Origin of the sequence: Natronococcus sp. JC468, assembly GCF_012163165.1 — an archaeon.
Lineage (GTDB): Archaea > Halobacteriota > Halobacteria > Halobacteriales > Natrialbaceae > Natronococcus > Natronococcus jeotgali.
Window position 1 is genome coordinate 1 of the sequence record NZ_JAAVUO010000048.1, and the last position, 24,604, is coordinate 24,604.

26 protein-coding genes and 1 pseudogene are annotated in these 24,604 nt (G+C 66.9%); 13 read left to right on the forward strand and 14 right to left on the reverse strand.

Annotated elements, in window-relative coordinates:
• Window positions 1-284: 284 nt before the first annotated feature.
• The 4 genes from GWG54_RS17870 to GWG54_RS17885 all read left to right on the forward strand — a co-directional run bounded on the left by GWG54_RS17870 (window position 285) and on the right by GWG54_RS17885 (window position 2,659).
• A complete protein-coding gene (locus tag GWG54_RS17870; protein WP_167939039.1) occupies window positions 285-506 on the forward strand; it encodes a hypothetical protein in 222 nt (73 codons plus the stop codon).
• 38 nt (window positions 507-544) lie between these two features.
• On the forward strand, window positions 545-1,837 hold the full coding sequence (gene hisD / locus GWG54_RS17875; RefSeq protein ID WP_167939040.1) for a histidinol dehydrogenase: 1,293 nt from the start codon (window positions 545-547) through the stop codon (window positions 1,835-1,837).
• A gap of 118 nt (window positions 1,838-1,955) precedes the next feature.
• Window positions 1,956-2,171: a hypothetical protein gene (locus GWG54_RS17880; RefSeq protein WP_167939041.1), complete on the forward strand. Its 216-nt coding sequence runs from the start codon at window positions 1,956-1,958 to the stop codon at window positions 2,169-2,171.
• Window positions 2,172-2,284: 113 nt separating this feature from the next.
• Window positions 2,285-2,659 carry an iron-sulfur cluster assembly accessory protein gene (locus GWG54_RS17885; RefSeq protein WP_167939042.1) on the forward strand — a complete coding sequence of 125 codons (375 nt, stop codon included), beginning with the start codon at window positions 2,285-2,287 and terminating at the stop codon, window positions 2,657-2,659.
• A gap of 29 nt (window positions 2,660-2,688) precedes the next feature.
• Here the strand turns inward: GWG54_RS17885 and GWG54_RS17890 are convergent, their stop codons facing one another.
• From GWG54_RS17890 to GWG54_RS17905, 4 genes are all read right to left on the reverse strand, one after another.
• Window positions 2,689-2,889: a dodecin gene (locus GWG54_RS17890; protein WP_008425588.1), complete on the reverse strand. Its 201-nt coding sequence runs from the start codon at window positions 2,887-2,889 to the stop codon at window positions 2,689-2,691.
• Window positions 2,890-2,971: 82 nt separating this feature from the next.
• The gene (locus GWG54_RS17895; RefSeq protein WP_167939043.1) at window positions 2,972-3,631 is read right to left on the reverse strand and encodes a hypothetical protein; all 660 of its coding nucleotides are present in this window, start codon (window positions 3,629-3,631) and stop codon (window positions 2,972-2,974) included.
• The gene (locus GWG54_RS17900; RefSeq protein ID WP_167939044.1) at window positions 3,624-4,229 is read right to left on the reverse strand and encodes a hypothetical protein; all 606 of its coding nucleotides are present in this window, start codon (window positions 4,227-4,229) and stop codon (window positions 3,624-3,626) included. Before GWG54_RS17900 ends, GWG54_RS17895 begins: the two co-directional genes overlap by 8 nt.
• Before the next feature lie 67 nt (window positions 4,230-4,296).
• Window positions 4,297-5,280 carry a metal-dependent hydrolase gene (locus GWG54_RS17905; protein ID WP_167939045.1) on the reverse strand — a complete coding sequence of 328 codons (984 nt, stop codon included), beginning with the start codon at window positions 5,278-5,280 and terminating at the stop codon, window positions 4,297-4,299.
• 160 nt (window positions 5,281-5,440) lie between these two features.
• Between GWG54_RS17905 and GWG54_RS17910 the strand changes: the two genes are divergently transcribed.
• Complete coding sequence (locus GWG54_RS17910; protein WP_167939046.1) at window positions 5,441-6,649, forward strand: alanine--glyoxylate aminotransferase family protein; 1,209 nt, start codon at window positions 5,441-5,443, stop codon at window positions 6,647-6,649.
• Window positions 6,650-6,665: 16 nt separating this feature from the next.
• Here the strand turns inward: GWG54_RS17910 and GWG54_RS17915 are convergent, their stop codons facing one another.
• Together GWG54_RS17915 and GWG54_RS17920 are read right to left on the reverse strand one after the other, a co-directional pair.
• The gene (locus GWG54_RS17915; RefSeq protein ID WP_167939062.1) at window positions 6,666-6,971 is read right to left on the reverse strand and encodes a hypothetical protein; all 306 of its coding nucleotides are present in this window, start codon (window positions 6,969-6,971) and stop codon (window positions 6,666-6,668) included.
• A gap of 214 nt (window positions 6,972-7,185) precedes the next feature.
• Window positions 7,186-7,425, reverse strand: a complete 240-nt coding sequence (locus tag GWG54_RS17920) for a DUF5816 domain-containing protein (RefSeq protein ID WP_167939047.1) — start codon at window positions 7,423-7,425, stop codon at window positions 7,186-7,188.
• A gap of 137 nt (window positions 7,426-7,562) precedes the next feature.
• On the opposite strand from GWG54_RS17920, the gene GWG54_RS17925 reads away from it, so the two are divergent.
• Window positions 7,563-7,976, forward strand: coding sequence for a universal stress protein (locus GWG54_RS17925; protein WP_167939048.1), 414 nt, complete (start codon window positions 7,563-7,565; stop codon window positions 7,974-7,976).
• 3 nt (window positions 7,977-7,979) lie between these two features.
• On the opposite strand, the gene GWG54_RS17930 is transcribed toward GWG54_RS17925, so the two are convergent.
• Window positions 7,980-8,969, reverse strand: a complete 990-nt coding sequence (locus tag GWG54_RS17930; RefSeq protein ID WP_167939049.1) for a mechanosensitive ion channel family protein — start codon at window positions 8,967-8,969, stop codon at window positions 7,980-7,982.
• A 128-nt stretch (window positions 8,970-9,097) separates the two neighbouring features.
• Here GWG54_RS17930 and trmB point away from each other — a divergent pair, with 128 nt between their 5' ends.
• From trmB to GWG54_RS17960, 6 genes are all read left to right on the forward strand, one after another.
• The gene (trmB, locus tag GWG54_RS17935) at window positions 9,098-10,162 is read left to right on the forward strand and encodes an HTH-type sugar sensing transcriptional regulator TrmB (protein ID WP_167939050.1); all 1,065 of its coding nucleotides are present in this window, start codon (window positions 9,098-9,100) and stop codon (window positions 10,160-10,162) included.
• Between the two features lie 239 nt (window positions 10,163-10,401).
• Complete coding sequence (locus GWG54_RS17940) at window positions 10,402-11,871, forward strand: extracellular solute-binding protein (RefSeq protein ID WP_167939051.1); 1,470 nt, start codon at window positions 10,402-10,404, stop codon at window positions 11,869-11,871.
• Window positions 11,861-12,910, forward strand: a complete 1,050-nt coding sequence (locus GWG54_RS17945) for a sugar ABC transporter permease (RefSeq protein WP_312854300.1) — start codon at window positions 11,861-11,863, stop codon at window positions 12,908-12,910. The genes GWG54_RS17940 and GWG54_RS17945 overlap by 11 nt, the downstream gene beginning before the upstream one ends.
• The gene (locus tag GWG54_RS17950) at window positions 12,907-13,947 is read left to right on the forward strand and encodes a carbohydrate ABC transporter permease (RefSeq protein WP_167939052.1); all 1,041 of its coding nucleotides are present in this window, start codon (window positions 12,907-12,909) and stop codon (window positions 13,945-13,947) included. The genes GWG54_RS17945 and GWG54_RS17950 overlap by 4 nt, the downstream gene beginning before the upstream one ends.
• A 3-nt stretch (window positions 13,948-13,950) precedes the next feature.
• The gene (locus tag GWG54_RS17955) at window positions 13,951-15,138 is read left to right on the forward strand and encodes an ABC transporter ATP-binding protein (protein WP_167939053.1); all 1,188 of its coding nucleotides are present in this window, start codon (window positions 13,951-13,953) and stop codon (window positions 15,136-15,138) included.
• Between the two features lie 210 nt (window positions 15,139-15,348).
• A complete protein-coding gene (locus tag GWG54_RS17960) occupies window positions 15,349-16,416 on the forward strand; it encodes a Gfo/Idh/MocA family protein (protein WP_167939054.1) in 1,068 nt (355 codons plus the stop codon).
• Window positions 16,417-16,423: 7 nt separating this feature from the next.
• Here the strand turns inward: GWG54_RS17960 and GWG54_RS17965 are convergent, their stop codons facing one another.
• From GWG54_RS17965 to GWG54_RS17985, 5 genes and pseudogenes are all read right to left on the reverse strand, one after another.
• Window positions 16,424-16,729 (reverse strand): HalOD1 output domain-containing protein, encoded by a 306-nt coding sequence (locus tag GWG54_RS17965; RefSeq protein ID WP_167939055.1) that lies wholly within the window; start codon window positions 16,727-16,729, stop codon window positions 16,424-16,426.
• Between the two features lie 247 nt (window positions 16,730-16,976).
• The gene (locus GWG54_RS17970; RefSeq protein ID WP_167939056.1) at window positions 16,977-17,306 is read right to left on the reverse strand and encodes a hypothetical protein; all 330 of its coding nucleotides are present in this window, start codon (window positions 17,304-17,306) and stop codon (window positions 16,977-16,979) included.
• A gap of 256 nt (window positions 17,307-17,562) precedes the next feature.
• On the reverse strand, window positions 17,563-18,255 hold the full coding sequence (locus GWG54_RS17975) for a 6-hydroxymethylpterin diphosphokinase MptE-like protein (protein ID WP_167939057.1): 693 nt from the start codon (window positions 18,253-18,255) through the stop codon (window positions 17,563-17,565).
• Between the two features lie 386 nt (window positions 18,256-18,641).
• A pseudogene (folP, locus tag GWG54_RS17980) lies at window positions 18,642-19,505 on the reverse strand (dihydropteroate synthase); the annotation flags it as partial.
• 104 nt (window positions 19,506-19,609) lie between these two features.
• Entirely contained in the window at window positions 19,610-20,839 is a 1,230-nt protein-coding gene (locus GWG54_RS17985; RefSeq protein ID WP_008425624.1) for a Cdc6/Cdc18 family protein, read from the reverse strand.
• A gap of 1,216 nt (window positions 20,840-22,055) precedes the next feature.
• Here GWG54_RS17985 and GWG54_RS17990 point away from each other — a divergent pair.
• Window positions 22,056-22,853, forward strand: a complete 798-nt coding sequence (locus tag GWG54_RS17990; protein WP_167939059.1) for an RNA methyltransferase — start codon at window positions 22,056-22,058, stop codon at window positions 22,851-22,853.
• Window positions 22,854-22,896: 43 nt separating this feature from the next.
• Here GWG54_RS17990 and GWG54_RS17995 read toward each other — a convergent pair whose 3' ends face one another.
• On the reverse strand, window positions 22,897-23,631 hold the full coding sequence (locus GWG54_RS17995) for an HTH domain-containing protein (RefSeq protein WP_167939060.1): 735 nt from the start codon (window positions 23,629-23,631) through the stop codon (window positions 22,897-22,899).
• 116 nt (window positions 23,632-23,747) lie between these two features.
• A partial coding sequence (locus GWG54_RS18000; protein ID WP_167939061.1) for a DMT family transporter occupies window positions 23,748-24,604 on the reverse strand: 857 nt, incomplete at its 5' end.

Genomic DNA, 24,604 nt, shown 5'->3' on the forward strand with positions numbered 1-24,604 from the left:
AAGGGGACGCGACGAGAACGTCACGTCGTTCGCATTAGTGACGAGGACCCGGTCCATACATAAGGCCGTCGTCTCGTCCGGAGCGTGCTCCGCGTTGATCGTTCTCGAGCGGACGAATCACACGGGTAGCGAACGATCCGTCTCGAGAGGGTGGCGACCGAACGAGAGGGCGTTCGGACAGCAGTTCGGCCCGACAGTCACCGTGAGACCAGGAGCGTCACTGCCACGAGCGGTAGTCGTTTCCGACCGACACGATTTAGCGGAGCTGGGCGGTACGGTCGTGTATGGATCGTTCGGGGTTCGTCAGGCTCGCGCTGGTCGCGCTCGGACTCGTCGTAGCGAGCTTTTTCGTTCGGGGTTTCAGCCAGCTGGTGTTCGGTCGCGGCGTCGCGGACCTGCTCCAGGCGCCGTTCGCAGTCGTCGGATTCCTGCTTTTGGTCTATCTCTTCGTCAGGGCGACCCTCGACGCCGTCGGACTCTGGCGGCTCGAGGACGCTGAGCCGTGATGAAAACGGTTTTTCGACCGCCGCGCCAAGGGCGAAGTATGACAATCGAAACGCGGGAGCTCGCTGACCTCGGACCGGACGACCGGGCCGCGTTCTTCGAACGCGACGCCGGCATCGAGGCGGTTCGGGGAGACGTGCGGGAGATCGTCGACCGGGTTCGCGAGGAGGGTGACGTCGCCGTCCGCGAGTTTACGAGCGAGTTCGACGGCGTCGAGGTCGGCAACCTCGAGATCACCGACGACTGCGAGCGGGCGGTCGAGGAGGTCGACGACGAACTGCTCGAGGCCATCGAGACGGCCGCGGCGAACGTCCGCGAGTTCCACGAGGCCCAGCTCCCCGCGGACTGGCGCGAGTCGTTCGCCGACGGGCGAGAGCTCGGACGGCGCTTTCGCCCGCTCGAGCGCGTGGGCGTCTACGTTCCCGGGGGGTCGGCCGCGTACCCCTCGAGCGCGATCATGGGTGTCGTGCCCGCGGTCGTCGCGGGGGCCGACCACGTCGTCGTCGTCACGCCGCCCGCCGAGGAGCTGAACCCGGCGACGCTGGCGGCGATTCACGTCGCCGGCGCGGACGAGGTCTTCAGCGTCGGGGGCGCTCAGGCCGTCGCGGGGCTCGCGTACGGAACCGAGACGATCACTAGGGTCCAGAAGATCGTCGGCCCCGGGAACAAGTGGGTGACGGCGGCCAAGGCCGAGGTTCGGGGCGACGTCGAGATCGACTTCCTCGCCGGGCCGAGCGAGGTCGTCGTCGTCGCCGACGAGACCGCCGATCCGGAGCTGGTCGCGGCCGAACTCCTCGCCCAGGCAGAACACGATCCGAACGCGTCGGTCGTGGCCGTTACCGACGACGAGGCGACCGCCGACGCCGTCGCCGACGCCATCGACGAGCGGGCGGGCGAGCGCGAGCGCGAGGACGTGATCCGCGGTGCGCTTGCGAACGACGCCAGCGGCGTGTTGCTCGCGCGTTCGATGAGCGAGGCGATCCTCTTTACGGAGTCGTACGCGCCCGAACATCTCTCGATCCTCGCCGCGGACGACGAGTCGATCCTCGAGCGCATCGACAGCGCCGGCAGCGTCTTCCTCGGCCCGTCGACGCCGGTGGCCGCGGGCGACTACGCCAGTGGCACGAACCACGTGCTCCCGACGAACGGCGGCGCGCGCGTAACCGGCGGACTCTCGGTCGAGACCTTCCTGCGGTCGACGACGGTGCAGCGACTCTCCGCCGAGGGACTGGCCGGGCTCGGCGACACGGTGACGACCCTGGCCGACGCGGAGGGACTCGAGGCCCACGCCGAGAGCGTTCGGCTTCGACTGGAGCGGGAAACGGACCGATGACGTCACGGGCCGTCGGGTCGGCCGCTGTAATCCGATCCTACGCTCGGTAGGGGTTGACGATACACGTCACTAATCTGTAATTGGTTTTACGTAGCTGCGGGACACAGTACCAGACGAGATGGAGCCGCGTCAGGTCGACCCGACCGATGCACGCGTCCTCGAACGAAACTACGACTACGCGCAGAAAAACGTTCGACTGCTCTCGATGTGGTACGAGTGCGAGCTCGAGCGGATGATCGAGCTGCTCGCGGAGAACGACGTCGAACTGTCGGCGAACGACAAACGGCTGTTCGGGACGTACTATCGATCGGTTCAACAACGCCCGCGCGTGTAGCGCGAGAACGGGGTATCGGCGATCGCGGGAGGACCAGGGAGCCGTGCGTTTCGGATATCGGAGGCGGCGAGTTCAGCGTCAAGGTTAACACCGTCGCGCGGGAAGGAACGGGTATGAGCACCGACAGCGCGGACGGCACAACCGCGGAGACGCGCCCGGAGATCGAGGTAACCGAGTCGGCGGCCGAACAGGCGCTCTCGCTGCTCGACGGCGAGGGGCTCGACTCGAGCGTAGCCGGACTGCGGCTGTTCGTTCAGCAGGGCGGCTGCGCGGGGCTGTCCTACGGGATGCGATTCGACGACGCACCCGACGAGGACGATACGATCTACGAACACCACGAACTGCGGGTGTTCGTCGATCCGGCGAGCCTGAAGTACATCGAGGGCAGCGTCCTCGACTACGAGAGCGGACTGCAGGCCGAGGGGTTCCACGTCGAGAACCCGAACGTCGTCAGCGAGTGCGGCTGCGGGGAGTCCTTCCGGACGTAGCCGCCGTCTTGCGGTCGCGAGCGATCCCGCTACTCCTCGAGTTCGAACGCGACGGTTACTTCGGCCTGGTACTCCCGATTTTCGGCGTTCGCGATCTCGACGCCGAGCTCGTCGACCTCGACCCAGTAGACGTTCTGGAGCGTGTTCTCCGCGCGGTCGATCGCGTCGTCCGCGGCGGCGTCGAAGCTCTCCGTGCTCGTTCCGATCAGCGTGATTTTCTTGAAGACCATCGCTCGAGTCCCTACACCGCGGGGCGACGTAAAGTTGCGTGCAGCGATGGAAGGCCGGCGTGCGGTTCGAACCGCGGCTCGTTCAGCCGTCCCGGCGATCGAGGAGGTCCCGAAGCGCGCCGGAGGCGTCCGCGAGGTAGGCGCCGCCCCAGAGCGCGACCAGCAGTCCTCCGATCGAGTTGAACACGAGATCGAGCATCGTGTCCTGGAGGCCGTACTGCGTGAGGACGGCTTCGACGCCGAGCGCGGCAGCGGCGAGTGCGATCGCGAACTCGAGGACCTCCCAGAGGACGCCGAAGGCGAGGACGAAAAGCAGGATGAAGACGGCGGCGAACCGGCGAGGGATGTGAATCCCGTCGGCGTGTTCGTGGACGGCCCGGACGGTGGTGTAGCCGACGGCGGCGACCACCGACGCCGACAGCGCGTGGGTGACGTGGTCCCACCACCAGACCTGCGAGTAAAAGGTCGCGGTGCTGCCCGGCAGGCCGACGGTGCCGAAGGCGTGAAGAAACACCGCACTGGTGATCCACAGCGTCAGTCGGGTGTCCATCGGAATGCCGTAATCGCGCTCGAGGACCGCCGGAAGCTGAGTGACGAGCAGGGCCACGACGGTGTTGATGACGATCCCGCCGTTTCCCCGATCGATACCGATAAACAGCATCCCGATCAGCCCGACCTCCATGAGGTAGGTGAGCTGGCGCTGGCGCTGCTCGGAGGGGAGCAAGGCCCTGAGGTTACGCATCGTCGCTCCCCCCGGACGCGCAGCGGCTCCGCTCGAGATCGTCGAGTCGCCTGAAGTAGAGCTCGAAGACGGCGCCGGCGCCGAGGCCGCTGACGGTGGAGTAGACGAACTCCCACATCACGTCGTCGTGATCGGCGGTGAACGGGACCCCGAGCACGCCGTCGGCGGTCCACCGGAGGAGCGCCCAGAGGGCCGCGGCGGCCATCGTAGCGACGGCGACGAAGACGACCGCGAATCCGGGAGTCATCCGCACCGACGTAAACGCCTGCAACTCGACGGCGAGAACGAGCGCGATGGCCGCGACCGAGAGGTACGAGGTGACGTGACCCGACAGTCGGTCGGCGCCGAAGGCGGCGCCGAACACCGGCAGCGCCGCCAGCAACAGGACTTCCCAGGGGAGCATGACGAGCGGCGATCGCCGGGAGAGCGGCGGAAGCAACGCGAAAGCGAGGAGGACGACCGCGAAGGTGGCCCAGAGGATCCCGCCGGTGACCAGCGCACCGAGCCCGATAGCCGCGATGGCGACGACCAGCAGCCACGAGATCGCGGCGTTGGTCCGTCCGTCCCCGAGCAGCGTTTCGAGTGAGGTTTGGGACACGGCCGTCCGTACCGAACGGTACCACAAAAAGGGTGCGTCACGGCCGTCACGAACGTCAGGTACCGTCTTAGGTCGGCGTGACCGCCAGCAGGTAGACCGCCGCGTAGGTCGCGAGCGCGATCGTTACCGCCGCCAGCGCCGTGAGTCCGGTCTCGAGCAGGACCGTCGACGACGGCGTCCGGGAGGGGAGTCCGAGCGTCGGCGAGGGAACGGTCCGAACCGCGCCACAGAGGAGTCCGACGCCGAGGATCGAGAAGACGAAGTGATACGAGAGCTCGAGGGTCGGCGGCGTCACCGCGAGGGCGGCGACGCCATAGGTCGCGCCGACCGCCGCCCGTCGGTCGACGACCGCGATGAGCGAGCGGTCGGTGAGCCGGCAGACCGCGACGGCCGCGAGCCAGACGGCGGCGAGTTCGATCGCGAAGGCGGCGAGCAGGTGAACGGTCGGATCGGGGTGGAGGACGACCCGGGACGCGAACAGCGGGGATTCAAAGGGGAACGCCCAGTCGGGCGGCGAACCCGTGACGAGGTCGCCCCACGGGTGCGACCACAGCCCCCAGAGCGCGGCCAGGGCGATCGTCGCGGGCGAGAGGGAAGTCAGGCGGACGGTCGTCCCGACCGCGAGCGCTCCGCCGACTGCGAACAGCACCGTGACGAACGCGGCCAGCGCCCCGTCCACGACGAGCGCGAGCGCGACCAGTCCGGTCAGCAGGAGTCCGCCGAACGCACGGGCGACTCGAGCGCGGTCCGATCTCCGTACCGCGAGCAGTCCGAACGCCGGGGCTGCCACCGCGCCGACGACGACCGAGTGAGTCACCGACCGGTGGACGGCTCGGCTCGCGTCCCAGAACGCCGTCGATGCGCCGAGGGCCCCGTCTGCGACCTGCCACTCGGCGAGTCCGACGAGCGCGTAGGCGACGTCGACGTCCGGAAGGGCGCCGAACGCGCCGGCGACGGCGCCGACGGTCAGGGCGCCGCGAGCGGTCCAGCCGCGTCGCTGCGCGACCAGCGCGGCGACGGCGAACGCGAACAGGGCGTGACCGAGGAACACGAGGTGATCCGGTAGGAAGCCGAGAGTATTAAGCGGTACGCCTCCCCCGACGAGGGCGGTAACGGCCGTCTCTCCGCGGGATCGGTGCGGAGGGGGCCGCGTCGACCGCCGCCCGTCGATGTCGGTAGCTCTTTTTCCGATCGCGCTCGAGCACACGACGATGAGTCAGGAACCCTCGAACGAGGCGGATCGAGCGCCGTCGGTCGGCGAGTTGACGCCCCCGGACCGCACGCTGATGGGACCCGGACCGAGCGACGTGAACCCGCGGGTGCTGCGGGCGATGAGCACGCCGCTGGTCGGCCACCTCGATCCCTCGTTCGTCGAGATCATGGACGAGGTCCAGGAGCTGTTGCGGTACACCTTCCGGACCGACAACCGGTGGACGATCCCGGTTTCGGGAACCGGATCGGCCGCGATGGAGGCGGCGATCGGCAACGTCGTCGAGCCCGGCGACACGATGCTGGTACCGACCAACGGCTACTTCGGCGGACGGATGGCCTCGATGGCCCGCCGCGCCGGCGGCGACGTCGTCGAGGTATCGGCGCCGTGGGGCGAACCGCTGGATCCGGACGACGTGGCCGACGCGCTGGCCGAGCACGACCCGGACGTCTTCGGGTTCGTGCACGCCGAGACCAGCACGGGCGTCCTCCAGCCCGACGTTGCGGAGCTCACCGCGGCGGCCCACGATCACGACGCCTTGGTGATCGCCGACACCGTCACCTCGCTGGGCGGGGTGGAGCTACGCGTCGACGAGTGGGACGTCGACGTCGCCTACTCGGGACCCCAGAAGTGTCTCTCCTGTCCGCCGGGCGCGAGCCCGCTGACCCTCTCCGACGAGGCGATGGAGAAGGTCCTCGCTCGCGAGGAGGAGCCCCGGTCGTGGTATCTCGACCTGTCCCTGCTCGAGGGCTACTGGGGCGACGAGCGCGCGTACCACCACACCGCGCCCGTCACGAACGTCTACGCGCTGCGGGAGGCGCTGCGGCTGGTCGCCGAAGAGGGCATCGAACAGCGCTGGGCCCGCCACGAGCGACTGGCCGGCGCACTCAAAGCCGGCGTCGAGGGGATGGGCCTGGAGATGAACGCCCCCGAGGAGTACTGGTTGCCGAGCCTGAACGCCGTCCGCGTCCCCGAGGGGATCGACGACGGCGCGGTCTGCGACGCGTTACTCGAGCGCTACGACCTCGAGGTCGCGGGCGGACTCGGCGATCTGGATGGCGAGATCTTCCGGATCGGCTGTATGGGCTACTCGGCGCGCCCGCAGAACGTGGTCTACACCGTGACGGCGCTGGGTGACGTGCTCGAGTCTATGGGCGCCGACGTCGATCCCGGCGCGGGCGTGACGGCGGTGCGGAAAAACCTGAACTGACGGAGACCGCGGGGAGTCAGGCGGAGGCCCGCGGTCCGGGCGGAACGCGTTCGACCTGATAGTCGTCGCCGTCGACGACGATGATCGCCCACTCGTAACTGGGGTTCGTGCGCTCGAGTTCGCGCTCGAGCGCGTCGGCGTCGTCCGGACGGGCGACGAAACAGTGGAACTGACCGGGAGCCGACGGGAGCTCGCCGGGTTCGAGGACCGGACTGACGTGGACGACCTTCCACTTTCGTTCGGCGCGGAACTCGGGGCCGGCACCTTCGACGGTGTACCCGAGATCGGCGAAAATCGACTTGGCCTGTTCGACGAGACGCATGTTAACAGGTCCCATTCAACGCGTAGTATGAGACCAACCCACATAAGTCTTGGTCTGGCACTCGCATCCGGGGTATCGACGGACAACCGCGAACGAATCCGGAGAATCGGACGACGAGTGCGAACCCGTGACCCGCGCAGGTGGCGGTACGCTGTCGGTACCGTGACGGTACGACGCCGATACGCCCTCGAGCGCGGCGCGGGCGGGGGCGCGATTACTCGTGGGCGGCGTCCCACTCGGTGGGCTTGCGGAAGTTGCCACACCGGTTGCACTGGATCCGTCCCATCGAGTCCATCGCGTTATCGAAGCTCTCGCAGTTGGTACAGAACCAGCCGTACCGTCGCCGGGCTTCGGGCGACTCGTAGGCGACGAGAAACGGTCCCTTGGATCCTCTATCGCCGTCCGTCTGCGAGACGTAAACGGTGTCGCCGTCGGCGGTCGACCTCGTTTCCATACCACCCGGTAGCGGTGCTCCGAGTAAAGGACTGTCTCTCCGGACCCGTGGGTGTGTGTTTCTGCCGCGGGATAGGTTCCCAATCGGAACTGTCCCGACTGAAAGGTTTACCCGGGCGGGTACCGTTTGATTCGCCGATGACGCTGGTTGTGGTCCCCGTCCGGTATCCGCTCACGAAACACTCCAGACGAACCCTCGAGCGGGCGATCGAGGTCGCCCGGGAGCGCGAGGCGGCGCTAACGATCCTGCACGTCGACCTCTATCAGAACGGGAAGAAAGTGAACCGCATCGACCTCAAGGAGGCCGTCGAATCGACGTTCGGTCCGGTCGAGAACGCGCGGTACGTCGTCCGATCGGGGTTTCTCGTCGAGGAGAGCATCCTGGACGAGGTCGCCGCCGAGGACGCCGACGCCGTCGTCATCGGGACCAAACAGGCGAGCCGGCTGCGACGCCTCTTCCGTCGGTTCACCAACAACCCCGACATCGACGGCTACCTCCGCCAACACCTCGATTGTGAGGTCATCACCGTCGAGGGAGCTCCCGCGAAGTGACGGCTACCGATCGGGGTCGGCGCCGTCTCCGTCCGCATTGACGGAGCGACCGATATCCGGACGACTCGGTTGCGAGTCGTCGAGGACCACCCTCGCGGTGCCGCTGTCGCCGTCGAAGACGTGGTGGCGGTGGGGGTAGGCGAACTCGACGTCGGCGTCGGCGAAGCGTTCACGGATCGCCGCCCGTACCTCCGATCGGGCGACGGCCTGTTTGTAGGGATGTTGGACCCAGAAGAACAGCTCCAGCAGGATGCCGTTGTCCGCGTACTCGCGGACGTTACAGAGGGGGGCGGCCGCATAGCGCGCACTGCCGATCCGGATATCCGGTCCGCCGGTGATAACGACGTCGACCGATCGGGCCCCCCGCTCGGCGAGGTTGCGCGCGGCCTCGAGGTCGCTCTCGTAGGTGATCTCGAACGCCAGCGAGAGCCGCGTTCGCTCGTCTTCCGCCGAGTAGTTGATCACGTCCCGCTGCTGGATCTCGGAGTTCGGGATGACGATGAACGTGTTCTGAAGGGTGAAGACCTTCGTGTACCTGATCGTGATGTCCTCGACGAAACCGACGTGTCCCTCGTCGGCGATCTCGATCATGTCGCCGATCTCGTACGGTCTGTCGTTGAGGACGAACAGGCCGTTGACGAAGCTCCCGACCAGCGGTGCGAGCACGACCGCGACGATGGCAGAGATGACGGTCACCGAGAGGAGGATCTGCGTGTCGCCGACGCCGAGGATGCCGGCGGCGACGACGACCGTCACCAGCAGAACCGAGAACCTGACGCCCCGCAGGACCGTTCGCGTGACGCTTGGTCGCTCGATCCGGCGTGCGACGGTCCGGCCCGTCAGGCGGACGACGAGCTTCGAGAGGTACCAGCCGACGGCCAGCACGACCGCCGCGAGGAGGAGCTGGCCGACGATACCGGGGACCGATCCGGGGAGTACCTCGTTGGTCCGCTCGAGGACCTCGTCCTCCGGGATCGGCGCGACCTCCAGCATGCCATCACACTCACCGTCGGCTTGGTTAAGGGTTCTGACCGACGTCGTCGGTCGGGGATTCGATTTCCGAACCCGGTAGTACTCGCGTTGTAATAAATCATTTACCCGTCCGAATCCTGCGACCGAGTATGGCACCAGACGAGCTTCGCTCGACCGTCGAGCGAGTCGGGGATCGGTTCAACCTCGGCGAGTACGAGATCGACGCCTACCTGACCGTCCTCGAGCAGGGACAGCTGACCGCCAGCGAGATCGCGGATCGCACCGAAATTCCCCAGCCCCGCGTCTACGACACCGTTCGCAGCCTGAGTGACCGGGGGCTGGTCGAACTGCGCGAGTCCCGCCCGATGAAGGTGGTCGCGATCGACCCCGCCGACGCCTTCGACGAGGTCCAACACTCCCTCGAGCAGATGATCGACGAACTCGAGGCCCGCTACACCGCGCCCGCCCGCGATACGGAGGCTGTCTCGCTGGTGAAATCCCGCTCGACGATCCTGCGCTACCTCGAGGAGATCGTCACCGACGCCGAGTACGAACTCTCGCTGTCGCTGACGCCGGATCTACTCGTGCGATTCGAGGACGAACTCGCGGCCGCCCTCGAGCGCGGGGTCAGCATCGACCTGATCGTGACGCCGGCCGCGGAAGCGCCCGCTCCCGACGACTTCGACTACACCGCGATCGCGACGACGACGCGGGCCCGCCGCGGGATCACGACGCCGGTGCTGGCCGTCGCCGACGGCAACTACTCCATCTACGCGACACAGGACGCGCTGCGGGACGACAAGGACCGCTACGGCGTGATCTTCAACCGGTCGGCGCTGGGCTTTCTGGTCTCCGGGTTTTTCGGCACCGTGCTCTGGACGACCGCCGAGGAGACCTTAGGCGAGGATACCGACCCTCGCGACTACCCGCGCAAGTACGCCTCGATCCGGCGCTGCGTGAAAGACGTCATCGAGGAGGGCGGGGAGTTCTACGCGACGATCGTCGGACGGGACGTCGAGGTCGGCGGCCAGCGTATCGTCCGCGGCCAGATCGTCGACGTCTCCTTCGAGGTCAGCGAGGAGGTCGCCGCGATCACCCTCGTGAACGAGGACGGAACCGAAGTGACGGTCGGCGGGCGAGTCGCCGCGCTCGAGGACGTCGAGGCCCACGAGATCCACATCGGACGGCGCGAACCCCCGGAGCTCGACGACTAGCGCCGAGACGGACCCGACGGGGCGGGTAACGGACAGTTACCGCGCTGTTGGCTTTCGCTTCCCGCGCTCGGGGTTCTCGGGCGTGGTTCGGCCCCGGGACGGAGCGTCGCTATACCCGGACTCGAGGGACGTTCCGCCGAAGCGATCGAGAGTGACGCTCCGCGATCGACGACGATCACTTTATTTTATAGATTTACCAGGAAATAATTAAGTCCCCGACTCCCGTTTCGGTGAACCGAATGGGGGGTGATAGCATTCGACGGTATCGATCGTCCCGCCTGAGTGTCTCTCGGCGAACGTTCCTGGGAGCGACGTCGGCGTCGGTCGGCTCGGTCGCCGTCGCCGGCTGTCTCGGCCGCGGTGGGCAAGGGGGTACCGTCGTGATGACGGCGGCGACCGACATCGAGAGCCTCATGCACGGGGACGGCGACGAACCCTCGATTCAACGAGCCCTGTGGGACGCCGGCCTCGACGAGGACGTCCGCGTCGAGATCCAGACCGTCGTCAGCGACTCCGCACAGCGGATGCAAAGCGCACAGTCGGCGCTCCAGGCGGGTCGCGCACCCCCTGACATCCACATGATGGACAGCGGGTGGACGATCCCGTTTATCCTTCGCGAACAGACGGTCAACCTGAGCGACCACCTCGGAGACGAGGCCCTCGGCCGCGTCGAGGAGGACTACCTCGACGCGATCGTCGAGACGGCCCGCCACCCGCAGACCGACGACGTCCACGGCGTCCCGCTGTTTCCGGACTTCGGACTGGTGCTGTACCGACGGGACCTGATCGAGGACGCGGGCTACGACACCGGCGGCTGGGGGACCGATCCGCCCGCCTGGGAGGAGTTCGCGAACGCCGTCGGCGACGCGATGGACGGCGGCGACGTCGACTACGGGTTCACCACGCAGGGGGCCGCCTACGAGGGGCTGGCCTGCTGTTCGTTCAACGAGGTGATGAGCTCCTGGGGCGGCGCGTACTTCGGCGGCACCGAGAACCTGTTTACGGCCGGCGACCGCCCGATCACCGTCGACGACGAGCGCACGATCGACGCGGTACGAATGATGCGCGCGTTCGTCGACGGCTCGGACCCCAACGGGCTCGAGGGCTACCCCGGAATCTGCCCCGCGGCGATCGTCCAGTGGACCGAACAGGAGTCGCTCAACCCCTTCGTGGACGGGAACGCCGTCGCCAACCGCAACTGGCCGTTCGCGATCGCCGAGACCGGCACCGAAGACGCCTTCGGCGAGGATCTCGGCGTGATGACCCACCCCTACGGCGTCCCGGAAGGGGAGTCCGAGTTCGAGGGGGTCGGCGGCACGAGCGCGGCTCTCGGCGGGTGGAACCTCACCGTCAGTCCCCACACCGAGCGCCAGGCGGAGGCCCTGCAGGTCCTCGAGGCGTTCACCAGCGAGGACGTCCAGCTGACGATCTTCGAGCTAGGGGGGTTCCTGCCGCCGAACGTCGACCTGATCGAGGAGGCCGACCCCGACGAGATCGGCCCGTCGGCGCGGTACACGGAACAGCTCCGGGCGGCCGGCGAGAACGCCGTTCCGCGGCCCGTGACCGACCTCTGGCCCGAGCAGTCGGCGCTGATCTACCAGGAGCTCAACGCGGCCTACCGGGGGGCGAAACCGCCCGAAACGGCGATGAGCGATCTCGCCGACCGACTCGAGCGCAGCGAGGCGGAGGTGACCGAGAGTGACGACTGATCCGAACCCCGACAGCGGTACGACGATCGGCGAGACCGAACCGACCCGCGAGCGCGAGCGGACCGGTAACGCGCTCGTCAACCGGATGGAGAACCTGAGCGAGGCGGCCTACGCTTACCTGTTGCTCCTGCCGGCGTTCGCGCTGCTGGCGCTGGTCGCGTTCTACCCGCTGCTCCGGACGTTCGTCACGTCGCTTCGGGCCGACGAGACCCGAGGTATGGACCCGCTGGGCGGGTTCGTCGGGCTCGAGAACTACGTCGACATCGCCACCGGGAACGCACGCCTGGCCAGGCAGTTCCTCGACGTCTCGCTGACGTCGTCGTTCCCGTTCGTCGAGCTCGGGGTCCCGTTCTTCCAGCAGGCGCTGTTCGTCACCGTGGCGTTCGCGGTCGTCAGCGTCACCGTCGAGACGGTGATCGGGTTCGGACAGGCGTACGTGTTAGATCAGGACTTCCGTGGCCGTCGGTGGGTCCGCGTGGCGATTATCCTCCCGTGGGCGGTGCCGATCGTCATCCAGGGGATGATCTTCTTCCTGATCTTCCAGCCGGAGGTCGGGTTCGGGACCGATCTCATGCAGTGGCTCGGCGTGTTCGGTGCCGCCCCGCTGGCCAACAGCCGCGACGCGTTCGTCATCATCCTCGTGGCCGACATCTGGAAGTCCTCGGCGTTCATGGCGCTGTTGATCCTGGCGGGGCTCCAGAGCGTCGACCGCAGCCTGTACGACGTCGCACGCGTCGCCGGGGCGACGCCCTGGCAGCGGTTCAAGCTGATCACGCTCCCGCTCGTGATGCCGGCGCTTTTGGTCGCGATGCTGTTTCGCACGATGGACGCGATGCGGGTCTTCGGGCTGATCGAGTCGACCGCCGGCTGTACGACCGTGCCGTCGCTGACCTGCCTGGTCGTCGAGGCGATGTTCGGCGGCACGCGGATCTACGCGACCGCGGCGGCCGTCGCGTTCGCGACCGCGCTGGTGATCGGTGTGATCATCTCGCTGTACGTCGTCCTCTTTCGCGACGCCGAGGGAGGTGAGGTCCGATGACCGACGACCGCGACGGCGGTCGACGCGAACCGGCGCCGGAGTGCCCGCACCGCCGCGCGAGCCGACGGGTCGGAACCGACGGGCTGCGGTCGGACGGCGGCGACGCCATCGCGGACGGCCGGGAGGCCGACCTCGACCGCGGTCCGTTCCAGCGGTGGGTCGCCGACTCCATCTCCCGTCCCGAGCGGGTCTACCGGGCGATGTTCTACGTCGCCGCGATCTTCTTCCTCGTGACAACGCTGTTTCCGTTTTACTGGCTGCTCATGGTCGCGCTGACGCCGGAGGGACAGCTCCAGGACATCCTCTTTACGCCGAACGGGTTCAATCCCGGGGCGTTCGTCGAGGTCTTCGAGGTCATCCCGTTTCACTGGTACATGTTCAACAGCTTCGTGATCGCGCTGGGATCGACGATCGTCGTTCTCGTCGTCGGTAGCCTGGCGGGCTACGCCTTCGGCCGCCTCGAGTTCCCCGGACGGACCCCGCTGATGTTGCTCGTGTTGGTCATCTCCTTTTTCCCGCCGGCGGCGTTTTTCATCCCGCTGAACGACCTCTTCAACACGCAGTTCGCAGTCCTCGAGCCGATCACCGGCGACGGCACCCTCTACAACACGCCGGGCGCGTTGGTGACGCCGCTGTCGGCGATCTTCATGCCGCTGGCGATTTTTATCCTCACAACCTTCTACGCCCAGATTCCCGACGGCCTCGAGGACGCCGCCCGCGTCGAGGGGACGACCCGTCTGGGCGCGCTCTTTCGGGTCATCATCCCGCTGTCGGCGCCCGGCGTCGCGACCGCCGGCGTGTTGACGTTCATCGCGGTCTACAACGAGTTCTTCTTCTCGTTTCTGATGACTGACGGACAGCCCCAGAACTGGGCGCCAATCCTCGAGGGGATCCTCGCCTACCAGGGCCAGTACGAGGTGATGTACCACCTCATGGCCGCCGCGAGCATCCTCGGGGTGATCCCCGTCGCGATTCTGGTCGTGGTGGCACAGGAAAAGATCGTCAGCGGGCTCACCGCGGGAGCGCTCAAGGAGTAACCCATGGCACGAGTACGACTCGAACACGTCACGAAACGGTACGACGACGTCGTCGCGGTCGACGACATGAACGTAGAGATCGAGGACGGGGAGTTCGTCTGTCTCGTCGGCCCCTCCGGCTGCGGGAAGTCGACGACGATGGAGACGATCGCGGGGCTGACCCGCCCCTCAGAGGGGACGGTCTACATCGGCGAGACCGACGTCACGAACCTCGCGCCGAAGGATCGGGGCATCGCGATGGTCTTTCAGAACATCGCGCTGTTTCCCCACATGGACGTCTTCGACAACGTCTCGTTCGGCCTCCGCTTGCGGACGTTCGACGACGAGGAGATCGAACGCCGCGTCGAGGAGGCCGCCGAGATCGTCCAGCTCGAGGGGATGCTCGATCGGATGCCCGACGAGATGTCCGGCGGCCAGCGCCAGCGCGTCGCGATCGCCCGCGCGATCGTGCGCAACCCCGACGTCTTCCTGATGGACGAGCCGCTGGCGAACCTGGACGCGAAACTGCGTGTCCACATGCGGACCGAACTCCAGCGCCTGCACAAGCAACTGGACACGACGATCATCTACGTCACCCACGACCAGGCCGAGGCGATGACGATGTCCGACCGGATCGCCGTCATCGACGCGGGCCGGCTCCAGCAGATCGACCCCCCGCTTACCTGTTACAACGAGCCCGCGAACCTGTTCGTCGCCGGCTTTATCGGCTCGCCGTCGATGAACTTCGTCCAGGGGACGGTCGTCGCCGGCGGCCTCGAGACGAAGAACTTCGATCTCGAGTTCGATCCCGCGGGCGTTCCCGAGGTCGGCGTCGGCGACGAGGTGACGCTTGGCGTTCGACCCGAGGACGTTCACCTCGTCGGCGACGCCGACGGTCCCGCCCGCCGGACCGGGGCGATCGAGGCGACGACGGACGTCCTCGAGCCGATGGGCGACGAGATCTTCGTCTACCTCCTGCTCGACGAGGAGTCCGAGGGCTCGATGGAAGAGGACCCGATGGCGTCGCAGGATCAGCTGCTGATGAGCGTCTCGCCGGACACCGACCTCTGGGAAGGGGACGCCGTCGAGGTCGCGCTCGACGGGTCGAAGACCCACCTGTTCGACGCCGAAAGCGGCGACGCGCTCGTCCACGGGATCGTCGGACGCTCGGGATCGGATCCAGGGACGGCCCCGACCGAAGCCGAGGACTGATCGCCGCGCCGTCGAGACGATCGGCCGACGATCGCCGGCCGATACCTTCACCTACATTGAGGCGAGCTATCAGTAGGCACGGAAAGCGAAACTCCCGCGCGAAAACGCGTCGGTGAACGAGCGACGGAACAAAGGAAAGCGACGACGAAGCTCCGATCGAACCCCGATTCGAACCGCCATGGCGAACCACCACACCCCCCAACGGACGACATGACGACAGCACGAGGCGACATCAGAACCGGCATCGTCGGGCTCGGAAACATCGGCCGCTACCACGCCGAGCGGCTCCTCGAACTCGACGTACCCCTTGTCGGCGGTATGGACGTCGCGACCGACGCACGGGCCCGGTTCGCCGGGCGCTACGACGTGGACGTCTACGACGACTATCGCGAGCTGTACGACGACGTCGACGCGGTCATCATCACGACGCCGAACAAGTACCACGAGGAGTACGCGGTCGAGGCCTTCGAGCGCGACCTGCACGTGCTCCTCGAGAAACCGCTGGCCCACTCCCTCGAGAGCGCCGAGCGGATCGCCGCCGCCGCGGCCGACAGTGACAGCCTCGGAACGGTCGGGTTCAACAACCGGTTCGCGAACACGGTCCGGATCGTCAAAAACCGGATCGAGCGGGGCGAGCTCGGCGACGTCTCCCACGTCGAGGCGAACTACGTCCGTCGGCGGGGGATCCCGGGTCGGGGGTCGTGGTTCACCCGCCGCCAGATCGCCGGCGGCGGGGCGCTCATCGACCTCGGCGTTCACGCGATCGACCTCGCGCTCTACCTGCTGGGGTACCCGACCGTCGCGGAGGTAACCGGCGTCGCCCGCGGCGAGTTCGGATCCCAGGAGGAGTACGCCTACCTCGAGATGTGGGGCGACGACGCCGGACCCGCCGGGTTCGACGTCGACGACTCCGCGAGCGCGTTCATCCGGACCGCGGACGATCGCACGATCTCCCTCGAGGTCGCCTGGGCGACCAACCGCCCGGTGAACAACGAGTTCGTCGTCCGCGGAACCGGGTCGGCGGCGGTGTTCGACCTCCTCGACGGCGACCTCTCGATCCACTCCGCGAGCGCGGCCGGCCCGGACCACCTCGAGGACACGTCGATCGAGACCCGACAGAACGACACCCACACCGAGGAACAGCGAACGTTCTTCGATTCGATCGCGGCCGGCGACGTCGGCGACGAGAGCGTCCGGCAGGCGCTTACGGTCCAGCGGGTGATCGACGGCATCTACCGCTCGAGCGAGACCGGCGGGACGGTCGCGATCGACGGGTAGCGGGCGGTCACCCGCGGAACCGACGCGCAACCGTCTCACCGGTCGACGGATCGGTCACCTCGACCCGTCCGTCGTCGGAGACGGCGACCTCGTAGCCGGCGTACTCGAGGGTGACGAGCGTCGTGGTCGGCGTGTCCCCCCGGAAGATCTCGTCGAGCGCTGCGGGATCCACGACGCTGTACAGCGGTTCGTACGCCGGCGGTTCGACGGCCGTCACGTCGACGCCCTCGTGGCGGGCGATCGCCGCGATGATCGCCCTCGACGGACGATCCCCGTCCGGATCCGGCGTCGGCGTCTCGCTCGGAGCGGCCATACCGGCGGTACCAGCCACCCGTCGATAAGAATGCTGTTCCGTATCGAATTCTGACAACACTGCGGTACGGATCGGTTATACCCCGACGGAGGCTCGTTCGAGCGCCTCGACCGCCGCCTCGGGAGGTCGGAGAATCGTACGCGGCGGCGGAGAACGGACGGATGTCGAAAGGAAGCCGCTTCCGAAAGTCGAACCGAAGAACCCCTCGATGCAGCGGTGGGAGAGCGAGCATCGGCCGCCGAGACGGTCAGCGCGTCGACGCGCCGTAGTCGACGTGTACCTCCGGGGTGTGGGCCGAATCGGGCATCTCGACGCCGTTCCAATCGACGACGTGAACGTTCGCCATCTGGCCGGAGAACCGAAACCGCTGGACGCCGACCTCGATCGTCCCCTCCGCGGCGCCGCCGGAGACGATCGTTCCCTCCGCGACGGGATCGTCCGCGACCATCTCGAGGTCGCCGTCGACCGCGATCTCGAAGCTCGACGGGACGCCACGACCGACGATCGTCACCAGATTCGGGAGCCGATCCCGTCGACCACCGGAAGCGTCGTTCTGCACCGAAGTTTCGGATGACATAATTCCATAAGTCGTGTATCTCGGTATAAGCTTTCTTGTCGACTAAACAGCAGCTCAAAATTGGGTGAAGAGAGACGAATCGAATTCGGCGACGGCCGCCGATTCCGGTCGGGCGAGTGGGGCGAGTCGGACGACCTCGATCTGAACGAACGTTCGACTCGAATCGTAATAAGGATTTCTGATACGCGAGCCCGATCCGCCGGAGCGCGGTATCGACCGCCGGGAGAGTCCGAGATGTGGGCCCGGACCGACGACCTCACTCGATCGGCAGCGACGACGTCTCGAGCGCTGTCCGCCGACCGTCGAGAACCGCGAACCGCTCGTCGCGGCGCCGTTCGAGCCAGTACAGCAGCCGTTCGGCCCACTCGAGCTTGCGCGCTTTCGTCGGCCCGACCGACGGATCGTCGAACGTCCAGCCCGCGAACGAGAGTCGGGCGGCCCCGAGGTGGTCCGCGAGGAAGGCCGCCCGGTCGCCGTCGGTGAAGCCGCCGACGTTCCGAACGGATCCGCGGGGCGCGACCTGGGTCGTCGGCAGGAGCCACTCACCGCGGCAGTCGGGGACGACGCTCCGGAGGCGCGGAATATTGTCCCCGTGAGCGTGGACCGCGACCGGGGTCCCTCGTCGGGTCAGTCGGTGGACGGTGTCGGGGTTCTTGTCGAGGTCGGTGACCATGCAGTCGACGCCGACGCCCGCCTCGAGAAGCGTGTCGGCGGCCGTCGAGGCCGCGAAGACGACGTCGGCCTCGCGAGCGACCTCGAGTTCGTCCGCCAGCGTCGGGCCGGCGCCGACGACGGCGACCGTCGCGCCGTCGGCGGCCTCGAGGCGCCCGAGGTCGAACGGTCCCGTCAGTTCCGCGAGGACGTCCCGGGCGCGCTCGTCGCCGCGTCGATCGTAGCCGAAGTCCCGACGGATCGCGTCGTAGACCGGTTCCCACTCGTCGAACTCCATACGTTCTCTCCGCACCGGCGGGGTATGTGTCTGGTGCGTTCGTGACTGTGCGTTCGGCGACCGGGTGACCGGTCGGTTCGGCGAGAAGTCGCTCGCGCGACCCCGATCTCTCGGCGTCGCAGCTGGTCGACGTAACGCCACAATAATGCCGTGTTGTGGGCCGGGCGTCGCCTCCAAAGTACCCCTACCCGGGAGACCGCCCGGCGTCCATCACGTCCTTTCGGAGCCTCCGATATAAGCTTTCTCTTGACTTACCAGTTCGGATGAAATATCGCGGAGGCGACGAGCGGGACGGGTTTCCCGACGGAATCGAGTCGAAGCGGCGAGTCGCGATCGGCAACGTCGCGGGTCCGGAGTTCGCGAGTGCGGTCGGGTCCGGGCTACCCGCTGCGCTCGGCGAACGCGTCGGCGATCACGGCCGCGTCCCGCGTCTCGGCGACGTCGTGGGTCCGGACGACGTCCGCGCCGCGTTCGATCGCCATCGCGGTCGCCGCCAGGCTCGCGGAGAGCCGATCCTCGGTCTCCCGGCCGACGAGCTCCCCGAGGAAGTTCTTCCGGTTGATCGAGACCAGGACCGGGCGCTCGAGGTCCCGGAACTCCCGAAGCCGGCGGAACGTCTCCCGGTCGTCCTCGAGGGTCTGAGCCTCGCTCCACCCCCCGAAGGCGGGATCGACGATCGTCCGGTCGGTGAGGCCGTTTTGCTTCAGCGCCTCGTACACCTGGTCGACGTAGTCGGACCGCTCTGCCCACTCCGGCGACTTCCGGGCGGCCCAGTCGGTTTCCTCGACCGCGCCGGGGCGCTCGAGGTCCGGCGGACTCGCCATCTTCGCGACGGCGGCGCCGTGGGCCTCACAGACCGCGGGCAGCCGCGGATCCGCGAACCCGCAGATGTCGTTGACCATGTCGAACCCCCGCTCGAGGGCCGCGTCGGCGACCTCGTGGTACCGAGTCTCGATCGAGAAGATCGCCTCCCCCTCGATCCGATCGATCGTCTCGCAGGCGACGTGGAGTCGCTCGAGTTCCTCCTCGGCCGAGAGCACCTCGTAGCGCTTGTTCGCCGACTCGAGGCCGACGTCGACGATGTCGGCGCCCTCGCCGATCAGCTCCTCGTCCACGTAGGCGGCGGCCTCGTCGGGGTCGTCGTAGACGCTCGGATCGTACGGCGACTCCTCGCTGACGTTCAGGACGCCCATGATCCGGGTCGGGTAGCCGTCGCCGATCCCGAGTCCGGCCGCGTCGACGCTGTCCATACCCGCTCCTGAGGAAGCGAGATAGAAAGGCACCGCGATCCCGGCGAACGACGACGGTCGAGGCGGCTCTGGCCCGTCGACGGGAGGTCGTACCGTTCGCCCGCCTACGAGTCGGCCTCGAGCGGTGCGAGCCGGGAATCTCGCAGCAGGACCTTCCTGACGATCGAGGGGTTCTCGAGCAGGCGGTGTTTCGCGTGGGCGCCGCGTCCCCGTCCCCGTCCCTCGCGTTCGGACTGGATGACGTTCAGGAAGTTCTGTTCCTGGAGGATCTCCTGCACCCGACGCTCCGAGAGGACGTCGAAATCGAGCCGACGGGCGACCTCCTTGTACTGGTTGTAGATGATCTTCGTCGGGAACTCCTTTTCCGTGCTGTTCTCGGTGAGGATCGTCAGCGAGTAGAGGATCGCCTTCGCCTGCTGGGGCGAGCCCTCGATCAGCTCGTTGAACCGGTCGGCCTCGGTCTTCTCCTTGGCGTCCCGGACGTGGTCGGCGGTGACGCGGTCGGCGTTTTGCTTTTTCGCGATCCGGCCCGCGTTTCGGAGGATGTCGATCGCCTTGCGCGCGTCGCCGTGTTCCTGGGCGGCCAGCGCCGCCGTCAGCGGGATGACGTCGCCCGAGAGCACCTCGTCGTGGAAGGCGTCGCGGCGTTTCTCCAGAATTTCGACGAGCTGGTTGGCATCGTACGGCGAGAAGACGAGCTCGTCCCGCGAGAGACTTGACTTGACCCGCTCGGAGAGGTGGTCGGGGAAGTCGATCTTGTTCGAGATGCCGATGATGCCGATACTCGAGTCCGAGATGCGTCGGTTCTCGCCCGCCCGCGAGAGCTTTCGGAGTACCTCGTCGTCCTCGAGCATGTCGATCTCGTCGAGGATGACGATCGTAACGTCCGTACAGCGGTCGACGGCCTGCCAGAGCCGCTTGTAGTAGTCGCCCGTCCCCAGCCCGCGGTCGGGGACGGTGATCCCGCTTTGCTCGGGATCGTTGACCAGCTGGGCGATCGTCTTGACGATCGAGGCCTCGGTGTTCTGTTCGCCGCAGTCGATGAAGGCGTAGTTGACCGTGACGTCGTCGCGTTCGGCCTCCGAGATGACTCGCTTGGCGACCGACCGGGAGATGAGGCTCTTCCCGGTACCGGTCTTCCCGAAGATGAAGAGGTGGTTGGGTTCGCTCCCGAAGATCGCCGGGTTCAACGCGTCGGCCACCCGCTGCATCTGCTCGTCGCGACCGACGATCCGGTCCGGACCGGGCAGGTGCGTGATCTCGAGCAGCCGCTCGTCGGCGAAGATCGGATCGTCGTATCGGAAGAGCGGATCACGGTCGTCGTTCGCGGACATTGCAGTACCCCGTTCCTTCCCGCCGAACCGAAATAAATGTGTGGAGATCGGTCGCGGATGTAAGATCCCGGCGAGAGTTCCCTAGCGCCACTCTCGCCGTCGATCTCTCGAGAGCCGAGATATCGGCCGCCTTCGCGCTTGTGAGGGCGCTCTGGGAGTGGGAACGTTCGACGGGGACCCCCCTCGCGGATGTAACGGGCTCCGAGAGCGCGTGCGGCAGGAACGACACCGAATCGATCGCGGATCGTCGATCGACGATCGAGGGTCGGACTCCGAATCGCCCGAGTAGGGTATCGAGAGCGGTCAGAAGAGGCGGTTTGGATCGTGTCAGCCGATTCGCCGAGGACACACACCCCCCTCGCGGATGTAACGGCGAACGGGCGGGTGGGGTCGAGCTGAGAGCCGAAATTCATCCATTGTCTGCCCTGAAAGCCCGACTTTACAACCGCGACGGAGGTGTGTTGTCGAACAGACCCCCCACCCGTGTACGGCGTTACAAACGCGAGGGGGGTGTGTGTCCTCGAACCCCCGAACCGCTCGAGTACTCGATTCGACGCGGACGGCCGATCGAACCACGAACGAAACGACACCGAGCGAAACGGAGAACGATTCACGAGGGAGAAACGGATCGAGCGAGCGAAGAAACGATACCGAAAGACAAGCGGACAGCGGCTTCCACCGAGAAAACGACGGGTTCCGCGAAGGAGTTCCGCCTGACCGGCCGGGGAGTGATCATCGTCTAGTACTACTAGTATTGTATCTAGCTATCTCTAGCAGTAAGTAGTCCAGTTGTCTAACCCCATTACCTATCTTAACTACCTATACTAATAACCACATCTACTAATAACAACCTATACTAACAACAACTATACTAACTATCTTAACTATCCTACCTATTCTACCTAACTCCACTCTTAGTGTCTTTCTCCATATTTTACCTATCCTACCTATCGCAACCATTCGTCGATCGACCTCCCTCGTTCTAGGGCTGTCGGCGTCGCAGTCCCGATCACCGAGAGCGACCGGCCTGTGACGACACTCCGAGGAGGGTTCCCTCGACCGGAGTCGGCCTTCCAGTCCGGCCCGTACCAGTCGACTTTTGCGATCGCGCTGGCTACCGGCGGTATGGACTCTCCGAATCGCTCTCGCGACTCTCGATTACACTCCCGTCCTCGAGAAGCGCCCACGACCGCGCGTTCGAACGCCGCGTCACATCATGAGTGACGCGTCGGATCCAACGCGGCGCGACGATCCGAACGGACGCGACTCGAGTTCGGCGGGCGACCGAACGCCGCCCGCGGTCGCCGTCGTCGACGCCGAGACGCCCGGCAACGTCGGTACTATCGCCCGCGCGATGAAGAACTTCGGGTTCGAGGAGCTGCTGCTCGTCGATCCCCCGGAGCTGGATCCCGACGGCGAGGCCTACGGCTACGCGGGTCACGCTCGAGAGGACGTCCTCCCGAACGCGACCGAGCTCTCCTTCGACGAGCTCGCGGAGAACTACCACACGATCGGCTGCACGGCGGTCACGAACGAGGACGACCGCAGCCACATGCGCTACCCCTACTCGACGCCCGCCAACCTCGCCGAACGGCTGCCGACCGTCGAGGCGCCGACGGCGCTGGTCTTCGGTCGCGAACGGGTCGGGCTCACCAACGAGGAGCTGGCGCAGATCGACGAGATCTGTTCGATCCCCGCCAGCGAGGAGTACCCCGTGTTGAACCTCGGCCAGGCCGCGACGGTGACGCTGTACGAGCTTCGCACCCTCACCCTCCCTGAAACGGGAACGCAACTGCCGAACCTCGAGCGCACCCGGGCGCCGGAGCCGACGCTCGATCGGCTCTACGGTCAGTGGGGAGCCCTGCTCGAGGAGCTCAACCACCCCGACGAGAAACGTGACAAGACGATGCGGATGCTCCGGCGGGTGTTCGGCCGCGCCGACCTGACCGAGCGCGAGGCGAACACGCTGCTCGGCGTTCTCCGCCGGGCGACCGAACGCCCGGCCGAAGACTGAGCCGGACGGTCGGTTGCTTCGTAGCGACGGCGCGTTACCGCGGCTACCGAGGCGGAACCGATCGAACGGGACCGGGATCGGCGTCGGTGCTCGCTTCCGGGGACGTCGACCCGTACCCGCCGTTTTCGGCGATTGTTCCGGTCCATCCACACTCCCTGCAGGCGACCAGACCCTGACCGTCGATCAGCTGGCCCTCGCAGTCGGGACACGTCGCGGACCGTGTCCACGCGTCCGTTTCGACGCTCCCGGGGGCATCGTCCTCGGTCGCGATCGTTGGGTCCGCTCGCGGCGGGGACGGGCCGTCCGGTTCGGGCGTCAGCGCCGCGAGTTCCTCGGCCGCCGAAGCGGGATCGTCCGCACAGCGAATACGGGCGATCACGTCCTCGGTCGTGATCGTCTCCTCGCCGTTCGAGTGCGGGTAGACGCCGACCAGCTCGTCGCCGAGGTAGTACTCGAGACACAGCAGCGGCGTCACGAGGACCGTCTCCGTCTCGTCGGTGATCTGTGAGGTGGTCGTTCGCGTTCGAAACGGCGGACTGATCGACACGTCGTGTCGGTCGGCCCACCGCTGGAGTCGCTTGTAGGTCTCGAGGACCTCCTGGTACGGGCTCTCCTCGGAACGGCTGACCGCTTTCGGCCAGCTTCGCACCAGGAACTCGTCGATCGTTCCCTCGTCCTCGCAGGCGCGTACGCTCTCGACCTGGCTATCGACCGGTTCGAGGAGCAACGGCGCCCGCACGTGACAAACCACCGTCAGTGTCTGTGATCGTGCGTTCATACTGGACCCCCTCCGTCGTGTGAGCTAGCCAACGGTATCTCGTATAAACCTTTGTGAGGGTGTTTATCGGGAAGAGCGTTACCAAATAGCGCATTCGCCGGCTGCGCCGAAGGTTTCTAGTCGGCGCTCGTTTCCGTCCCGACCGCCTCGGTTTCACGGGCCGTTCCGCCGTCGATTCTGGCCTCCGTCGTCTCTCTCGAGGGGCGAGAACCGACGTTCGACCGCCGACCGGTATCCCGCTCGAGCAGCGTCTCCACGACGCGAGCGAGGTGGCGCCGCTGGATAACGGCGAACCCGGCGAGGATCGTCAGCAGCCCCAGTATCGTCAGGGAGTCGACGACCTGACCCAACAGGAGCCAGCTCACGCCGATGGCGACCGCGGGCTCGGCGTAGCCGACCAGCGCGACCTGAGTCGGCCCGGCCCGATCGAGCAGCTGGAAGTACAGCAGGAAGGCGAACACGCTCGAGACGAGCGTCAGGTAGGTAAACGACGCCAGCGCCGTCGGCGTGATATCGATCGCGGCGACCGACTCGCCCCGAAGCGGAGCACCGACCAGCAGGACCGCCGCGCCGACGAGCATCGCCCAGGCCTGGAGCGTCTCGAGGGGAAGGCCGGCGTCGAGCGGTCGCGCGAGGACGGTTCCGACCGCGAACGCGATCGCGGCGCCGAAGACGAGTCCCGCCCCCAGCAGGAGTTCGGTCTCGAGTCCCGTCGGCGAGGGGCGGACGACGACGACGACGCCGATCAGGCCGAGCACGAGCCCGACGACGCCCGCGGGTGCGAGTCGCTCCCGCGGGAGGACGGCGCCGGCGAACGCGGCGGTGAGGATCGGGGCGGTGCTGGCGACCGTCGCCGCGATCGCACCGGGCACGTACAGCTCGCCGACGTACAACAGCGCGTGGTGAACCCACCCCGAGGTCAAGCCTCGGGGCTTCCTGCTTCCACGACGCGCTTTGCAGGAACCGAGAGGGT

What these genes read in the sequence shown, in the direction of transcription:
- GWG54_RS17870 (WP_167939039.1), top strand. Translation starts at nt 285, where the DNA reads ATGGATCGTTCGGGGTTCGTCAGGCTCGCGCTGGTCGCGCTCGGACTC.
- hisD (WP_167939040.1), top strand. Translation starts at nt 545, where the DNA reads ATGACAATCGAAACGCGGGAGCTCGCTGACCTCGGACCGGACGACCGG.
- GWG54_RS17880 (WP_167939041.1), top strand. Translation starts at nt 1,956, where the DNA reads ATGGAGCCGCGTCAGGTCGACCCGACCGATGCACGCGTCCTCGAACGA.
- GWG54_RS17885 (WP_167939042.1), top strand. Translation starts at nt 2,285, where the DNA reads ATGAGCACCGACAGCGCGGACGGCACAACCGCGGAGACGCGCCCGGAG.
- GWG54_RS17890 (WP_008425588.1), bottom strand. Translation starts at nt 2,889, where the DNA reads ATGGTCTTCAAGAAAATCACGCTGATCGGAACGAGCACGGAGAGCTTC.
- GWG54_RS17895 (WP_167939043.1), bottom strand. Translation starts at nt 3,631, where the DNA reads ATGCGTAACCTCAGGGCCTTGCTCCCCTCCGAGCAGCGCCAGCGCCAG.
- GWG54_RS17910 (WP_167939046.1), top strand. Translation starts at nt 5,441, where the DNA reads ATGAGTCAGGAACCCTCGAACGAGGCGGATCGAGCGCCGTCGGTCGGC.
- GWG54_RS17915 (WP_167939062.1), bottom strand. Translation starts at nt 6,971, where the DNA reads ATGCGTCTCGTCGAACAGGCCAAGTCGATTTTCGCCGATCTCGGGTAC.
- GWG54_RS17920 (WP_167939047.1), bottom strand. Translation starts at nt 7,425, where the DNA reads ATGGAAACGAGGTCGACCGCCGACGGCGACACCGTTTACGTCTCGCAG.
- GWG54_RS17925 (WP_167939048.1), top strand. Translation starts at nt 7,563, where the DNA reads ATGACGCTGGTTGTGGTCCCCGTCCGGTATCCGCTCACGAAACACTCC.
- GWG54_RS17930 (WP_167939049.1), bottom strand. Translation starts at nt 8,969, where the DNA reads ATGCTGGAGGTCGCGCCGATCCCGGAGGACGAGGTCCTCGAGCGGACC.
- trmB (WP_167939050.1), top strand. Translation starts at nt 9,098, where the DNA reads ATGGCACCAGACGAGCTTCGCTCGACCGTCGAGCGAGTCGGGGATCGG.
- GWG54_RS17940 (WP_167939051.1), top strand. Translation starts at nt 10,402, where the DNA reads ATGGGGGGTGATAGCATTCGACGGTATCGATCGTCCCGCCTGAGTGTC.
- GWG54_RS17950 (WP_167939052.1), top strand. Translation starts at nt 12,907, where the DNA reads ATGACCGACGACCGCGACGGCGGTCGACGCGAACCGGCGCCGGAGTGC.
- GWG54_RS17955 (WP_167939053.1), top strand. Translation starts at nt 13,951, where the DNA reads ATGGCACGAGTACGACTCGAACACGTCACGAAACGGTACGACGACGTC.
- GWG54_RS17960 (WP_167939054.1), top strand. Translation starts at nt 15,349, where the DNA reads ATGACGACAGCACGAGGCGACATCAGAACCGGCATCGTCGGGCTCGGA.
- GWG54_RS17965 (WP_167939055.1), bottom strand. Translation starts at nt 16,729, where the DNA reads ATGGCCGCTCCGAGCGAGACGCCGACGCCGGATCCGGACGGGGATCGT.
- GWG54_RS17970 (WP_167939056.1), bottom strand. Translation starts at nt 17,306, where the DNA reads ATGTCATCCGAAACTTCGGTGCAGAACGACGCTTCCGGTGGTCGACGG.
- GWG54_RS17975 (WP_167939057.1), bottom strand. Translation starts at nt 18,255, where the DNA reads ATGGAGTTCGACGAGTGGGAACCGGTCTACGACGCGATCCGTCGGGAC.
- GWG54_RS17985 (WP_008425624.1), bottom strand. Translation starts at nt 20,839, where the DNA reads ATGTCCGCGAACGACGACCGTGATCCGCTCTTCCGATACGACGATCCG.
- GWG54_RS17990 (WP_167939059.1), top strand. Translation starts at nt 22,056, where the DNA reads ATGAGTGACGCGTCGGATCCAACGCGGCGCGACGATCCGAACGGACGC.
- GWG54_RS17995 (WP_167939060.1), bottom strand. Translation starts at nt 23,631, where the DNA reads ATGAACGCACGATCACAGACACTGACGGTGGTTTGTCACGTGCGGGCG.